Source organism: Mangrovibrevibacter kandeliae, from assembly GCF_024519155.1.
Taxonomy (GTDB): Bacteria; Pseudomonadota; Alphaproteobacteria; order Rhizobiales; family Rhizobiaceae; genus Mangrovibrevibacter; species Mangrovibrevibacter kandeliae.
Window position 1 is genome coordinate 71,379 of record NZ_JANIFJ010000004.1, and the last position, 14,176, is coordinate 85,554.

The 14,176-nt window shown below is 63.2% G+C and carries 15 protein-coding genes; 12 read left to right on the top strand and 3 right to left on the bottom strand.

The features are described 5' to 3' along the window. Positions 1–50 precede the first annotated feature (50 nt). The 5 genes from NPA30_RS12095 (at position 51) to NPA30_RS12115 (ending at position 3,586) form a co-directional block, all read left to right on the top strand. Positions 51–659: a DUF922 domain-containing protein gene (locus NPA30_RS12095; RefSeq protein ID WP_256802954.1), complete on the top strand. Its 609-nt coding sequence runs from the start codon at positions 51–53 to the stop codon at positions 657–659. A 271-nt stretch (positions 660–930) separates the two neighbouring features. Beyond that, positions 931–1,056: a hypothetical protein gene (locus NPA30_RS12100; protein WP_256802955.1), complete on the top strand. Its 126-nt coding sequence runs from the start codon at positions 931–933 to the stop codon at positions 1,054–1,056. Then, positions 1,020–1,808, top strand: coding sequence for a metal ABC transporter ATP-binding protein (locus NPA30_RS12105; protein ID WP_407944104.1), 789 nt, complete (start codon positions 1,020–1,022; stop codon positions 1,806–1,808). The genes NPA30_RS12100 and NPA30_RS12105 overlap by 37 nt, the downstream gene beginning before the upstream one ends. After that, entirely contained in the window at positions 1,805–2,677 is an 873-nt protein-coding gene (locus NPA30_RS12110) for a metal ABC transporter permease (protein ID WP_256802957.1), read from the top strand. Before NPA30_RS12105 ends, NPA30_RS12110 begins: the two co-directional genes overlap by 4 nt. 18 nt (positions 2,678–2,695) lie before the next feature. After that, complete coding sequence (locus NPA30_RS12115) at positions 2,696–3,586, top strand: metal ABC transporter solute-binding protein, Zn/Mn family (RefSeq protein ID WP_372338795.1); 891 nt, start codon at positions 2,696–2,698, stop codon at positions 3,584–3,586. 397 nt (positions 3,587–3,983) lie between these two features. On the opposite strand, the gene NPA30_RS12120 is transcribed toward NPA30_RS12115, so the two are convergent. After that, entirely contained in the window at positions 3,984–4,964 is a 981-nt protein-coding gene (locus tag NPA30_RS12120) for a hypothetical protein (RefSeq protein ID WP_372338796.1), read from the bottom strand. Positions 4,965–5,175: 211 nt separating this feature from the next. Here NPA30_RS12120 and NPA30_RS12125 point away from each other — a divergent pair, with 211 nt between their 5' ends. The 5 genes from NPA30_RS12125 to NPA30_RS12145 all read left to right on the top strand — a co-directional run bounded on the left by NPA30_RS12125 (position 5,176) and on the right by NPA30_RS12145 (position 9,181). Beyond that, positions 5,176–5,598, top strand: a complete 423-nt coding sequence (locus NPA30_RS12125; RefSeq protein WP_256802959.1) for a Fur family transcriptional regulator — start codon at positions 5,176–5,178, stop codon at positions 5,596–5,598. Continuing rightward, on the top strand, positions 5,595–6,770 hold the full coding sequence (locus tag NPA30_RS12130) for a CobW family GTP-binding protein (RefSeq protein WP_256802960.1): 1,176 nt from the start codon (positions 5,595–5,597) through the stop codon (positions 6,768–6,770). Before NPA30_RS12125 ends, NPA30_RS12130 begins: the two co-directional genes overlap by 4 nt. A 19-nt stretch (positions 6,771–6,789) precedes the next feature. Further along, on the top strand, positions 6,790–7,782 hold the full coding sequence (locus NPA30_RS12135; protein WP_256803247.1) for a CobW family GTP-binding protein: 993 nt from the start codon (positions 6,790–6,792) through the stop codon (positions 7,780–7,782). Positions 7,783–7,848: 66 nt separating this feature from the next. Next, complete coding sequence (locus tag NPA30_RS12140; protein WP_256802961.1) at positions 7,849–8,109, top strand: nitrate reductase; 261 nt, start codon at positions 7,849–7,851, stop codon at positions 8,107–8,109. Between the two features lie 55 nt (positions 8,110–8,164). Then, positions 8,165–9,181 carry an alpha/beta hydrolase gene (locus tag NPA30_RS12145; protein WP_256802962.1) on the top strand — a complete coding sequence of 339 codons (1,017 nt, stop codon included), beginning with the start codon at positions 8,165–8,167 and terminating at the stop codon, positions 9,179–9,181. Positions 9,182–9,200: 19 nt separating this feature from the next. On the opposite strand, the gene NPA30_RS12150 is transcribed toward NPA30_RS12145, so the two are convergent. Next, positions 9,201–9,881, bottom strand: coding sequence for a DUF1007 family protein (locus NPA30_RS12150; protein ID WP_256802963.1), 681 nt, complete (start codon positions 9,879–9,881; stop codon positions 9,201–9,203). Positions 9,882–10,034: 153 nt separating this feature from the next. Between NPA30_RS12150 and NPA30_RS12155 the strand changes: the two genes are divergently transcribed. After that, the gene (locus NPA30_RS12155) at positions 10,035–10,736 is read left to right on the top strand and encodes a DUF1007 family protein (protein WP_256802965.1); all 702 of its coding nucleotides are present in this window, start codon (positions 10,035–10,037) and stop codon (positions 10,734–10,736) included. A gap of 101 nt (positions 10,737–10,837) precedes the next feature. Here NPA30_RS12155 and NPA30_RS12160 read toward each other — a convergent pair whose 3' ends face one another. After that, on the bottom strand, positions 10,838–11,947 hold the full coding sequence (locus NPA30_RS12160; protein ID WP_256802966.1) for a nickel/cobalt transporter: 1,110 nt from the start codon (positions 11,945–11,947) through the stop codon (positions 10,838–10,840). 207 nt (positions 11,948–12,154) lie between these two features. Between NPA30_RS12160 and NPA30_RS12165 the strand changes: the two genes are divergently transcribed. Then, a complete protein-coding gene (locus NPA30_RS12165) occupies positions 12,155–14,107 on the top strand; it encodes a PhoX family protein (protein WP_256802967.1) in 1,953 nt (650 codons plus the stop codon). Positions 14,108–14,176 lie beyond the last annotated feature (69 nt).

Here is a 14,176-nt window from a genome sequence, read left to right on the forward strand (position 1 = left end):
GATATTTTGCGCAGCAATGGGTCCGGCGTAGGAGGTGAGGGCGGTGACGGATGCGTAAATCAGCGGCGGCCTTTGCGATGCTTCTCGTCTCGATGGCATCCGGCTCTCCCGGCGCCGAAGCCGTGCACGAAAAGACGACGTATTTCGCGGTCCACGGTTCGACAATCAAGGAACTGGAAGCGCAGATGGCGCTCAAGGGTCCCTATGTCGCAGGCACCGCCTCCCAGCACCCGGGCGCGATCGAGGTGAGCTTCGACGGCAATGTCAACTACAAGCGCGCACCGGGTGGAGGCTGTGCAGTCGACCGACCGGAGATCACCCTTCAACTGCACATCATCCTTCCGAAATGGCAGGTTCCGCCCGATGCGGACGCGGTCACGAAGGTGTCCTGGAAGGCGGTTATCAACGACATCGAGACGCACGAGAAGCATCATGCGGCGATCTCCCGGGAGTGGCGGACCCGCATGACCGAGGCGATCCGTCGGCTCAGCCCGCAGCCGACCTGCGATCAGATGAAGGCAAGGGTGGACGCCACCACCAAATCCTATCTTGCCGGTCATGATGCGGCGCAATTGGCTTTCGATCGAAGGGAGAGCCAGGTGGTGGATGCCCGAGTGCGCAGCGCTATCGCACGGGCAGTCGCCGCTCTGCATCGATAACGATCGCCGCCGGCGGGCGATGCACAGGTGTCGCCATCGTCCTCGGCGCCTTGGACGTCATGGGTGCGGCCGGCAGACCGCGAGGCGCGGCGACGCCGCCCAACACCCGGGGTTCACCAATGACCAAAGGTCCGTGCGCGGTCCGTTGGCAGCGCGCGCATCGACGCGAGTTGGCCGACCGGAGTGCGACGTCCCGACGCGGTGCATACGGGCGACGCTTGTAATGTTATTTCATTTTGCGTAAGCCGAAGGTCCACCGACGGACCTCGACATGCTGCGCCCTGACCCTCTCTCCACATCCCTGATCGCGCGTCCCGCGCTCCACCGCGTCGCCGGGGTTCTGGCGATACTCGCCGCCCTGTGGCTGGCGATCGGCTGGGCGGCGGCGCTGCCTTGAGCGGATCGCCCATTCGCTTCGACGACGTCACCGTCGCCTATGACCGCCACCCCGCGGTGCATCACCTGTCAGGCGCCTTCGCGCCGGGCAGCATGACGGCGGTGGCCGGACCCAACGGTGCCGGCAAGTCGACGCTCCTGAAGGCGCTCATGGGGGAGCTGTCTCCGGCAAAGGGGTCGATCGACCGCGGCGGACTCTCGTCGCGCGATATCGGCTATCTGCCACAGGCGGCGGAAATTGACCGCAACTTCCCTCTGACCGTCGCCGACACTGTCATGCTCGGCGCCTGGCGGCAGGTCGGAGCGTTCGGCGGGATCACGGGCACGATCGCAGGGAGAGCTCGGGAAGCCCTGTCCGCGGTCGGGCTGGAAGGCTTCGAGGCTCGCTCCATCCGGGCGCTATCGGCCGGCCAGTTCCAGCGTGTGCTGTTCGCCCGGCTGCTGCTCCAGGATGCGCGGGTTATCGTCCTCGACGAGCCGTTCACGGCGATCGACGCCCGCACGACGGCCGACCTTCTGGATCTCGTGGTGCGCTGGCATGGCGAGGGTCGCACGGTAATCACCGTGCTGCACGATTTCGAGCAGGTGCGCGCGCATTTTCCCCAGACGCTTCTGCTCGCCCGCGAGATGATCGACTGGGGGCCGACGGAGAAGGCGCTGTCGCCCTCTAATCTGTTGCGGGCTCGTGCGATGGCGGAAGCGTGGGACAGCGACGCGCAGGTCTGCAGGCGCGCGTCGGGGAGTTCGGCATGACGCTTCATTCCCTCCTGATAGAACCGTTCGTCGACTATGGCTTCATGCGCCGCGCTCTCGTGGCGTCGGTCGCGCTCGGGCTGGGCTCGGGTCCCGTCGGCGTGCTCCTGATGCTGCGACGCATGAGCCTCGTCGGCGACGCCATGAGCCACGCGGTCCTGCCGGGCGCCGCGCTCGGGTTCTTGATCGTCGGCAACCTTTCGCTGCTCGCGATGGGGCTTGGCGGGCTGATTGCAGGTTTGAGTGTCGCTCTCCTGTCGGGCCTTGTCAGCCGTGCGACGGACCTGAAGGAGGATGCGAGCTTCGCCAGCTTCTATCTGACCTCGCTGGCGCTCGGCGTGCTCATCGTCTCCTTGCGCGGCTCCAACATCGACCTGTTGCACATCCTGTTCGGAACGATCCTCGCAATCGACTCCCAGGCGATCGTCCTTGTCGGCGGGATCACCACCTTCACGCTGCTGGCGCTGGCGCTGGTCTATCGGCCACTCGTGGCGGAGTGCTTCGATCCCGGCTTCCTGCGGGCCGTCGGCGGACGCGGGCCTCTCTATCACTTCCTGTTCCTGTTGCTGGTGGTCATCAACCTCGTCGCCGGATTCCAGGCGCTCGGCACGTTGATGGCGGTGGGCATGATGATGCTGCCCGCGGCCATTGCCCAGCTCTGGGCGCGCACACTGCCGATGATGTTCGTCGTTGCCGCATCGAGCGCGGCCGCCGCAGGCTTCCTCGGTCTGCTCGTCTCCTACCACCTCAGCTTTGCCTCCGGGCCGACGATCATCCTGACCGCCAGCCTGATCTACGGCGTCTCGTTGCTCGTCGGGCCGTCCGGCGCGCTTCGGCGCTTCATCAAGCGCCCGCATCTCGCGGGCTAGAACCAAGGAGATGATTGCATGAACAAAACGCTTCTCGCTTCCGCCGGGGCGGCGATGCTCAGCCTGATGATGGGCGCGTCCGCATCGGCCAAGACGCTTGATGTCGTCGCCAGCTTCACCGTCCTCGCGGACGTCGTGAAGAATGTCGGCGGCGAGCATGTGGAGGTGAAGAGCCTCGTGCCGGCCAATGGCGACCCGCACGATTACGAACCGACGCCGGACGATGCAAAGGCGCTCAAGGCGGCGGATGCGACCTTCGTCAGCGGCGAAGGCCTCGAAGGCTGGTTCCAGCGTCTCGCCAAGGCAGCCGGCTCGTCCAAGACACCGATCGTGGTGTCCGAGGGCATCAAGACGCACGAGATGGACGAGGACGGCGAGACCGTCACCGATCCGCATGTCTGGAACAGCGCGGCCAACGTCATGATCTGGGTCGACAACATCGAGAAGGCGCTTGTCGCAGCCGATCCCGAGGATGCCGCCGACATCAGCAAGAGCGCCGACGCCTACCGTGCCAAGCTGAAAGACCTCGACGCCTCGATCAAGAAAGCCATCGGTGCGGTCCCGAAAGACAAGCGCAAGGTGCTGACGAGCCACGACGCCTTCGGCTACTATGGCCGCGAGTACGGCGTGACCTTCCTGGCGCCGCTCGGGGTGTCGACCGAAACGGAGGCCTCGGCCGCCGACGTCGCGCAGTTGATCGACCAGATCAAGGAAGAGGGCGTGAAGGTCTACTTCCTCGAGAATTCCAACGATTCCCGCCTGGTCAAGCAGGTTGCCGGCGCCACGGGAGCGGTGGCCGGCGGCGAGCTCTATCCCGAAGCGCTGTCGCCTGCCGATGGTCCGGCGCCCACCTATCTCGCGATGATGCGCTACAACACCGATCAGATCGCCGGCGCGATCTCGAAGTGATCGGACGGGGCCGGTCGTGAACTGCAGCCGGCCGGTTCCGCCTCGGAGTTGTCCGATGAAAGCGCTTCAACCTCAGGCCAGCCGCGGCGTGCATGGCCTGCGCAGATGCGGCAGCAACACGCATTCGGACTCGACTTTCGGTATGTTATGACGTAACATCTGATCGATGCCGCTGCCGCGCAGCGGCATCGATGGCAGCCCGGCGGTGGCGCATGCGCCACCGCCGGGTTTCAAGCGCCTACGAGAGCCATACTTGCTTCGAACTCAGGACCCACACCTCACGGTGCGCCATGCCGTATTCAGCGCTGCAAGCTGACGTCGTTCGGAGACAACGCAAAGGACGAGCGGGTTCGGTGCGACCCGTCGAATCGTCACGTCCGCCTTATCGAGACGACGTTTACTTGCAGATGGGCAGAGGCTCTGGTGGCGGCGCGGGATGGGCGGCCTTGTAGCGTGCGATGAGAGGCTCGAGCGTCGCCGCCGGCCAGAACCGCGGCCTGCCGATCTGCTGCAGGCATGTCGGGTTCCAGTATGTGCCTGCGCTGGCGGGAGATCGGCCGGCCTGGGCGGCTGCGGCGACCGCCTCGATGTCGCGCGCTTCCGGATAGATGTAGAGTGTCGTCGGGTCGTTCTGCATCACCGGGATGATCCGGGCCGCGTCGGCTGCCGACCAGCTCGTGCAGCCGTTGCTGCGGCCGGCTGCATAATCCACCAGCGTACCGAAGGTCACATAGCCCTTCGCGTCAGCATGCGGGCTCGCCGCGTCCCTGCGTCGGCAAAGTCCGCGCAGCACTTGTGCCGGATGCCCCCCGATGGCACGGGTCCGGGCATTGGCGGTGTCGCCTTCGCCATCGAACTGCACGAAGGGACGGGAGAATGCAACGATTTGCCCGGATGAGCGATAGTAGCCCTTGAAGGAGGCGCGCGCTTCGGCCGTCACATAGGATCCCCCTGTGGTCAGAAGTGCGTCGCGCGCATTGCCGAAGTTCTTCGCGCATTCGCGGCCGTTCGAGACATCCACGATGCCGCTGAGGTTCCGGCCGCTGCCATGGCCGGCCGAGAAGGCGCGGAACGACTGGTCCGCCTCGCAGATCATGTAGAAGCGTTCGCCGATCCGCCCGTTGCCGAGATCGCTCGGACGCGTCGCATCCATCGCGAAGTAGCAGGGGTTCTTGACGATGCCGGAGGCGACCTTGCTGCGATAGAGCGCCTGCGCCCGCTGCAGGATGATCGGAGCGATCTGCCCGTCGCCATCGCCGACATGGGGCCTGAGCCAGTCTGGCAGCCCGGCCGGTGGTGCCGCTTCCGCCGCCCCAGGGATGGCCAAGCCTATGGCGAGGACGGAACCCGTCATTGAGAATAGACGGCGCAACAGCATTTTTCGGATCACGTCCTCGCCTCCGCAATAAGCAAGGCGTCTATCGGCGGATCGTGGCAGATTGAAGCAGAACTACGTATCATCGTCTGGATCTGCGTCTCGCGGCGCGGTCGAGTGCCGCTTGTAGACGAGCGTCGTCCTCTCTTGACGGCTAACTACGTTATGTTATCACATTCGTATCAAAACGTTATTTTATAACGGAGTTGGCGGCATGGACGCGAGCGCGTCGGAGGAAAGGCAGGCGCTGCGGCCCGGTCGTAACCAGCAACTGGTCTATGACGCGATGCTAAAGTCCGGCAGACCCATGCGAGCTTACGAGCTGCTCAAGTTGCTGCACGCCGATGGCATTCGCTCGCCGCTCCAGGTCTACCGCGTGCTGGACAAGCTCGTCCGCGAGGGCAAGGCGCGCAAGATCGAAACCCTGCACGCCTTTGCGATCTGCGGAAAGCCGAGCAATGGAGGCGGGCAGGTGGCGGTGACAATCTGCACGCAATGCGGCCAGACCGACGCGATCGAGGATGCTGAGCTGAAACGGCAGCTCGCTAAACTGTCACGCGGCTCCGGCTTCCTTGCAGAGACGGCGACCGTCGAGCTCGCCGGCCTTTGTCTTGGTTGTCAGGAGGTCGAGGCATGACGAAGATCCCGGTCTTCCTCCTGACCGGCTTCCTGGGCGCGGGAAAGTCGACGCTCCTGAACCGCGTCCTCGGCGATCCGGCGTTTGCCGATACGGCGGTCATCATCAATGAGTTCGGCGATGTGGCGATTGACCATGACCTTGTCCGCCAAGGCCGCTCACGTGTGTCGCGCACGACGACCGGTTGCCTGTGCTGCACGATCGGCAGCGACATCCGCTCGACGCTCTGCGAACTCCATGAACTGGCCGCCGCCGGTGAGGCCTCTTTCTCGCGAGTCATCGTCGAAACAACTGGGCTCGCTGACCCCGCACCTCTCGTGAACGAACTCATTCCGGGCGGAACGCCGGCGATGGGGCTGCGTGATCACTTGGTCGCTCGTCATTTCGACCTTGCGGGCGTCGTCACCCTTGTCGATTTCGTTACCGGGGACCTCTCTATCGAGAACCATTTCGAGGCGGGCAAGCAGGTGGCTTTCGCCGATCGGATCGTCCTGACGAAGATGGATCTCGCCCGCGACCCGGTGACCTTGAAAGACATCGACGCCCTCAAGTCGCGCCTCGCCGTCCTGAACCCTGCCGCGCAGATCTGCGACGGCAAGGATCCGTCGGCGCTCTTTCTACCGCGCCGCTATGCACCCGTCGCCTTGGGCGAGGACGTGGCCGGCTGGCTGGCGCTCGAGACCGCACTGCGCGTAGAGGGCGCTGCGCATGGGGCCGGCGGCGAGGCTTCGCCGCCATCGTTGTTCGACCGCCATGGCGGGCGCATCCGCACCTTCACAATCATTCGCGACGAACCGATAGCGGAGAAGGCGATCCAGCATTTCCTCGCCGTGCTCACTGGCCATGCCGGCCCGCGCCTGCTTCGCGCCAAGGGCCTGATCGCGATCGCCGAAAATCTCGAGCGGCCCCTCGTGGTCCATGCCGTCCAGCATGTCGTGTATCCGCCGGTGCGGCTCGAGGACTGGCCGAGCGAGGATCGCCGGACGCGGCTCGTCTTCATCACCGACGGGATCGATCCCGAACCGGTGCGCGAGCTTTTCGAATCCACCCTCGATCCCGACGCAAACCCCTTCCGTCAGATCCTCGCAGCCCTCGGCAAGGGCGTGTCCGAAACGCTTCGCTCGCGAGCGGCAAGTCTTCGCCTTCCGCGTGCCCGGCGAAACGCCAACTGACATCACCGGAGATTGCCTCATGCCCCTTCCGCAGACACCTCAGACGCTCGTCACCGTCCTCACCGGCTATCTCGGAGCCGGCAAGACGACGCTCTTGAACCGCATCCTTTCCGAACAGCACGGCAAGAAATACGCCGTCATCGTCAACGAGTTCGGCGAAGTCGGTATCGACAACGACCTGATCGTCGACGCCGACGAGGAAGTGTTCGAGATGAACAACGGCTGCATCTGCTGCACCGTGCGCGGTGATCTCATCCGCATCATTGAAAGCCTGATGCGCCGGCGCGACCGTTTCGACGCCATCATCATCGAGACGACTGGGCTCGCCGATCCGGCTCCCGTCGCCCAGACATTCTTCGTCGACGACGAGGTTCGCCAGAAGACGAAGCTCGACGCCATCGTGACCGTCGTCGACGCCAAGCACCTTCTCGGTGAGCTAGATCAGGCCCATGAGGCGCAGGAACAGCTAGCGTTCGCCGATATTGTCATTCTCAACAAGGCCGACCTAGTGACCCCGGACGAGCTGAAGACGGTCGAAGGGCGGATACGCAAGATCAACCCGACGGCGGTCATTCGTCAGTCCACGCGCTGCGACGTGCCGCTCGATCAGGTGATGAACCAGAACGCGTTCGATCTTGCACGCGTCCTCGAGATCGAGCCAGAGTTTATGGACGAGGTCCATGACCACGAGCACGACGATGCCGTGACGAGCTTCTCGCTGACCAGCCGCGAGCCGCTTGATCCCGAAAAGTTCTTTCCCTGGATCCAGTCCGTCGCCCAGCACTTCGGCATCGACATGCTCCGCATGAAGGGAATCATCGCCCTTGAGGGCGACGACGACCGATATGTAATCCAGGCCGTCCACATGCTTCTCGAAGGGGATCACCAGCGCGCCTGGAAGGCCGACGAGGCGCGGCTCAGCCGCATCGTCTTCATCGGTCGCAATCTGCCGCGGGAGATCATCGAAGACGGATTCATGAAGTGCCGGGCAAGGGTCGAGGCGGTCGCGTAGCGCAAACTTCTGCGGGGACTCGGCGCGAGCCGGGTTCCTGCATCGACGGGTTGAGAAAGCTCCAGCGTGTCCGAAAACCCCCTTGCCCCCCGCAGCCGCGCCCTTCCGCGGAGACTGAATGAAATCAAGGCCTGGACTCGAAGCATCTATGATCTCGACGACGGCGTGGCGATATCGGTGGCCGAGATCGCCTGCCGGGACGAGGACTGTCCCGATATCGAAACCGTCATTGGCATCATGCGTCCGGGCGAGCAGATCGAGATAGTGCGTGTACACAAGCTGCTCGTTGATATTTTATTTGACGACCTAAAGCAGATCGCGAGTTGATCTTCCACCCATTGCGTACGCTGCGATGGACCAAGTCTGCCGCAGCTTGCGTCGGATGCGGCTGACCAATCCAGATGGTCGGAAAGAACTGTCCCCGATCGCCGTGCTTCGCGTTCTTGTCGAACGCGGGACGGCACTGCACCTTCGACAGGATGGCTGCTTGAGGAACGAAAGTGTTGAGGAACTCGAGTGGGCCTGGAACGGGCAGACCGTCCGGATCGGCGTCACGTCGGTGGGGCAAGGCCCATTGGTGCTGCTTCTGCCGGCCCTCAGTTCCATCTCGACGCGCCAGGAGTTTGCGCCGCTTCAGCGGCGTCTGGCGGCCAGTTTTACGACGGTGTCGGTCGATTGGCCTGGCTTCGGCGATCTGCCCCGGCCCGCAATCGCATGGTCGCCCACCGCACTGTCGGCCTTTCTGGACCACGTTCTGGACGAGGTCCTGCAGGCGCCATACGCCACGCTTTCAGCAGGACATGCCGCAAGCTACGTACTGGATAGCGAGAGAGAGCGTACGGGCCGAGCAGGTCGCCTCGTACTTCTCTCACCCACCTGGCGCGGACCTCTGCCGACGATGTTTGGCAGGCGCCTGCCGATCTTCCGGCGAGTGGCTCAGGCGGTTGATCTTCCCGTGTTGGGAGAAGCTCTCTACCGCACCAACGTCAATGCGCCGATGATCCGGATGATGGTTGGTGCACACGTGTATCGTGACCGGAGGCGGTTGACACCGGATTGGATGAAAAGCAAACGCTGCGTGACCGATGCGCCCGGCGCGAGACACGCTTCACTCCGTTTCGTGACGGGCGGACTCGATCGTTTCAATAGCCGAGAGCAATTTCTTGATGCAGCGAGAGCTTGCCAAGCGCCTATTGACGTCATCTATGGCGACGACTGTCCGCCCAAGTCCAAGGCTGAGATGGATGCGCTGGCGGCCCTGCCGAACGTCCACTCGAGCATCGTGACAGAGGGCAAGCTCTCCTTCTACGAGGAATTTCCTGAGGAGACCGCCTCCTTAGTGATCAGCCGCCTTGCCTCTCGACCAGGCGATCGGACTTCGACGGCAAAAAGCGTCTGATAGTTTGAAGCGTGCCGCATCAGGGGCAGGCGACGTTTACTTTCGTCGACAACAGCTCGGCATAGTTGATGCCGTCCGCCGGAATGGTCTGCGACTTGCTTAGGCCCGCGACCTGATTCAGCCAGGCGCTGGCACCATCCGTTGGCGTGTCGGACGAGATCGATGAGCGACAGCCCTTTGGCATGTCGGTAAGGAGGGCGTGCTCGTCGCTGCCGACATCGAATGAGACGTAGAAACTCGGATCGTAAATCGACAGGGTGAGATTTGCTCGTGTAAGCTTCAAGGGCTTGACGACGGCCATCTCCGTCAAGAGCACCAAGTGGCCGTTCTCGAAGAGAACGCGGAAATTGCTTGGAGCGGTCAGCGCGACAGGTCTCCCTGCGTCCTTCAGGAATGTGAAGAAATTATAGTCCTTCGCCGACCCGAGGACAGTCTGACCAATCTCGGTTAACTCGGCCGGTTCGAGCTTGTTGTTTGCGTTAGCATCGAAGTCCATTAGTAGAGACGATGAGAACATCTCGTCGAAGACCCAGCCTGTCCTAACCAGATTAAGTTTATCCTTTCCGTCGCCGACGAACTGAACCGTCGCGGTGACGAAGACGTGCGGATGAGCTGTCGCTGGAGCGGCAAATAGCAAGATCATCATAGAGGCAGCCGCGACGGCAATGCCACCTTGTCCGAGAGATGCGCCAACAGTCATTCAAAACTCGCTTTCGGTCCGACTTGCAGCAGCTCCGAATGGCAGGATCATGACCCCTCATCGGCAGCAAAGCACCGAGCCTGAAGCCCATCCGGCTGACGAACTGTCGCCATAGTATGGGAGTGAGTGCTCAGGCGCGGATCGGAAGGAAGCATGATGGCAGGCACAGGAAGGGCGGGCAGCATCGTCGGTGTCTGGCTCGCCTCAGCCGTCCCGGTACTGGCTCATCCACACGTCTTTGTCGATGCGAGAATGACGATCCAGGGCGACGGCCACGGCCGTCTCACGGGCCTCACGAACGTTTGGGCCATGGACGAACTGTTCTCCGCCAGCGTCATACCGGATTTCGACGCCAACGCGAACGGTAAGCTCGACAAGACCGAACTGGCGGCCGTGGGCGAACAGGTGCGCAAGTCGATTGCGGAATGGTCCTTCTATACCTTCGTCAAGGTCCAGGGTGAGGAGGTCGCGCTCCTTCCTCCGAAGACATTCCAGGTCGAGTGGGATGACAGGACCGGCAAATTGCTATTCCGCTTCGATATGCAGCTTCGCAAGCCAATCAACCTGACGACGACGCCGGTGACGCTGACTGCTTTCGACAAGACGTACTTCGTCGCATTCGATTTTCCAGATGCCGCCAGATTCACCCTGAAGGGTATGCCAGCCGCCTGCCACCATGAGATGGTCGCGCCGACACCCGACGAAGCCGAAAAGATCTGGATGGACACCCTCTCGAAGCTGAGCCCCGACGAAGCGCCTCCGGAGGACGGGATCAACTTTTCGGAGGCTTTGGCAACGCGGCTCGAAGTCGATTGTCGGGCTCCTCTCCTGGCGAAATCCCAGCTTCGCGAGTGATTCCTCGGTGGGTGGTAGCAGCAGTGCGTGGCCCGGCATGGCGTCCCTGCCACCGACGAAGCAGCCACGTCGTTCCCGATCCGGCCGCCAGCCCCCGTATCTCAATTGAAGTTTTGGATTCCCCCCGCGAGCAGCGCGATGCCGACCAGAAGCAAGAGCGTCGAACCGGCAACCTCAAGCGAATCGACGAGCCAGATGCGGCTCCCTCCGGCGCGCAAGACGGCGCCTTTGGCGAAGACGGCGAGAGCTGCTATGGCCGAGACTGTGATCGCCGTACCAAGGGCCATCGCGAAGACTGACAGGAGACCCCCCAGCCAAAGATCGTTGATCAAAGCGAAGGTCAGAACGACGATCGCGCCAGAGCATGGACGCAGACCCATGGCGAGCACCGCCGAGGCCATTGAGCGGAAAGAAAGGCGACTGCGAGACAGTTGCGCCGGATCCGGCATGTGGGCGCGGCCGCATCCGCACTCATCGACGTCTCCCCGGCAGACGTCCGACGCGAAACCACGCGCAGCCGCAAAGCCGTGGGAGCCGCTGCCAAGTGTCGAGAACCGACCGGGCAGGCCTGCGAGAGCCGGTTCCGAGAAGGACTGCGCCGGCACCGCCACGGGATGGCGCGCAAGACGCCCGAGCTTGCGGACCAGAAGCCAGGCTCCGAATGACGCGACGAGGGCGTAGGATGTCATCTCCACAACATCGGACGCCATGGTCATTGACACCCCGGTGCCGCGAAGAACGAGCCAGCCGGCGCTGACGATCGCCAGAGCGGAACAGGCCTGAACGAGCGAGGAGATGAGACACAGTAGGATGCCACGTCGAAGCTGCACCTTGTTGGCGAAGATATAGCTGGAGATCACCGCCTTGCCGTGTCCGGGGCCGGCGGCGTGGAAAATGCCGTAGACGAAGGACACTCCGACGAGGACAGCGATCCCACCAGGCTCGGTCTTCATCGCGACGAGGGAGTGGCGCAGAGCGGTGAAGAACTCCCGTTGATAGCCGATCAGAACGGCGAAGAAGCCGCCCATGATACCGCTCGTAGGTGGCGTGACCTCGGCACTACCGATGCCGATCGAGGACTTCGCCAGCGCCGGTCCGGCCGCCGTGACAGCCAGGGCTAGGGTCGCGACCGCGATTACCTGAAGCGCCAGGTTCCGGTATCGCGCCGCCTGCGACGCTGCCAGTCTCGCCGCTCTCCGGAAGTCCCCCATCGACCTCTCCATGTTCCCCGTCCCGTCTTCGACATCAAGACCGTGGCCGAACTTGGAAGCGATGGCGTTTCGGGGCTGAAGCATCGCAATCGACGCGCGACAGCAAGGGGGGCTGTCATCGCACTGCAAAAATCCTGGAATAATTCTAGGTCGCAATGCGTAACAACATTACCAACCATGATTTTTCCATCAAAGGATCCCCATCTCATGACCGAGCCATCAACGCTCTCGCGCCGTTCCGTCATCAAGGTCATCGGGGGAGGACTGATCGCGCTTCCCATCTCCCGCATGGCCTATGCCGATGGTGTCATGCAGGCGACGCACGGCTCTGCCGCCGGCATGCCGGGCACGGCGCTGTTTGAAGGCATGGCCGCGCCGGCTTTGAACGATCCCGATGCCATGGCCCGCGTGACGGTGGGCTCCAAGCTGACGCTCAAGGGCGCCGACGGGGCCGCCAAGTCCGCCGACCTTTCCTACCAGGCGTTCTTCAAGACCGGCGACAAGGTGCCGTCGAAGGACGGCGAGATGGTGGTCGCCGGCGGCTATTACGACATCCACGGCCGGCCGATCATGGACACTTCCGAGGCCGGCATCTCGCGCCAGATGTTTTCGGACTGCCCGGACGGCATGACCCTGCTGCAGCCGATCGAGGGCGCCGACAAGGCCGCTCTCGGCGTCACCGGCAACCCGGTCTTCGCCGTCGTGCAGTTCGAATATACCAGCCGCAACCTCGCCAAGGAGGACATGTACGGCCGCCTGCCTTCGCCGATCGCGGTCATGACCTTCGACCAGGATCCCAACACCGGCCATCTCAAGCTGGTGCGCTACGACAATGTCGACACCGCGCCCTCGCACGGCCTGTGGATCACCTGCGGCGCCTCGCGCTCGCCCTGGAACACCCATCTGTCGTCGGAGGAATACCCGACCAACGCCTTTGCCTGGGACGAGGACGAGCAGTTCCTCGCCTATATCGCCAACCTCTACGGTGATCCGGAGGCCGCCAAGGATCCGGCCAAGGCCAACCCCTATCTCTACAACCACATCCCCGAGGTGAAGGTCGCGGCCGACGGCACCGGCACCGTCACCAAGCACTACTGCCTCGGCCGGATCTCCCACGAGCTGGTGCAGGTCTGCCCGGACAGCCGCACCGTCCTGATGGGCGACGACTTCACCAATGGCGGCGCCTTCATGTTCGTTGCCGACAATGCCGAGGATCTCTCCGCCGGCAATCTCTATGCCGGCAAGTGGCACCAGACCGACGGCAAGGGCCCCGGCGCGGCGGATCTCACCTGGATCCATCTCGGCCACGCCACCAGCGACGAGGTCGAGACATTCGCCAAGACCCTCAAGGCCACCGACATCATGGAGCGCGTGACCGAGGATCCGAAGGACGCCTCCTTCACCAAGATCCCCTATTCGGGAAAGACCGAATGGGTGAAGCTGAAGCCGGGAATGGAACAGGCCGCGGCCTTCCTCGAGACCCATCGCTACGCCGCGCTCAAGGGGGCGACACTCGGCTTCACCAAGTGGGAAGGCACCACCGTCAATGCGGCCGACAAAAAGGCCTATGTGGCGATGAGCTACATCTACAAGACGATGACTGACGGCTCGACCGACATCAAGGTTGAGGGCCCGGCTGCCGGCGCCGTCTACCAGATCGATCTTTCGGGCGGCGTAGCGGACGATGCCGGTCGCGCCATCGACTCCCAATGGGTGCCGATCCACATGGCCGGCCTACCCGGCATGACGGGCGAGGACCTCGCCGAAGCCGACGCCCTCGGCAACAAGGCCAACCCCGACAAGGTCTCGAATCCGGACAACATAAAATATTCTGAGGACATGCGTACCCTCTTCGTCGGCGAGGACAGTGGCATGCACGTCAACAACTTCCTGTGGGCCTACAACGTCGACACCGGTGCGACCGCCCGCATCCTTTCCACCCCCTCGGGTGCGGAATCGACCGGTCTCCAATCCGTCGACAACATCAATGGCTGGACCTACATCATGTCCAACTTCCAGCACCCGGGCGATTGGGAGAAAGGCCTGCACGACAAGGTCAAAGACGTGCTTGAGCCGCTGATAAATGCGAACTACGCCGACCGCTACGCGGCGCAGGTCGGCTATGTCGCCGGTATGCCGCGGACGGGAAACCTTGGATAGTCGCTGGTAAAAGTGGTTAGCCGTGGCGCCATGGAAGAAATGCGCCGGCAATGAGACTGCCGCGCGCTG

Bases quoted from the DNA above. Each gene is read 5' to 3' on its own strand.
- NPA30_RS12145 (WP_256802962.1), top strand. From the start codon at position 8,165: ATGCGGCTGACCAATCCAGATGGTCGGAAAGAACTGTCCCCGATCGCC.
- NPA30_RS12165 (WP_256802967.1), top strand. From the start codon at position 12,155: ATGACCGAGCCATCAACGCTCTCGCGCCGTTCCGTCATCAAGGTCATC.
- NPA30_RS12115 (WP_372338795.1), top strand. From the start codon at position 2,696: ATGAACAAAACGCTTCTCGCTTCCGCCGGGGCGGCGATGCTCAGCCTG.
- NPA30_RS12120 (WP_372338796.1), bottom strand. From the start codon at position 4,964: ATGCTGTTGCGCCGTCTATTCTCAATGACGGGTTCCGTCCTCGCCATA.
- NPA30_RS12160 (WP_256802966.1), bottom strand. From the start codon at position 11,947: ATGGGGGACTTCCGGAGAGCGGCGAGACTGGCAGCGTCGCAGGCGGCG.
- NPA30_RS12155 (WP_256802965.1), top strand. From the start codon at position 10,035: ATGATGGCAGGCACAGGAAGGGCGGGCAGCATCGTCGGTGTCTGGCTC.
- NPA30_RS12110 (WP_256802957.1), top strand. From the start codon at position 1,805: ATGACGCTTCATTCCCTCCTGATAGAACCGTTCGTCGACTATGGCTTC.
- NPA30_RS12095 (WP_256802954.1), top strand. From the start codon at position 51: ATGCGTAAATCAGCGGCGGCCTTTGCGATGCTTCTCGTCTCGATGGCA.
- NPA30_RS12150 (WP_256802963.1), bottom strand. From the start codon at position 9,881: ATGACTGTTGGCGCATCTCTCGGACAAGGTGGCATTGCCGTCGCGGCT.
- NPA30_RS12125 (WP_256802959.1), top strand. From the start codon at position 5,176: ATGGACGCGAGCGCGTCGGAGGAAAGGCAGGCGCTGCGGCCCGGTCGT.
- NPA30_RS12135 (WP_256803247.1), top strand. From the start codon at position 6,790: ATGCCCCTTCCGCAGACACCTCAGACGCTCGTCACCGTCCTCACCGGC.
- NPA30_RS12100 (WP_256802955.1), top strand. From the start codon at position 931: ATGCTGCGCCCTGACCCTCTCTCCACATCCCTGATCGCGCGTCCCGCG.
- NPA30_RS12130 (WP_256802960.1), top strand. From the start codon at position 5,595: ATGACGAAGATCCCGGTCTTCCTCCTGACCGGCTTCCTGGGCGCGGGA.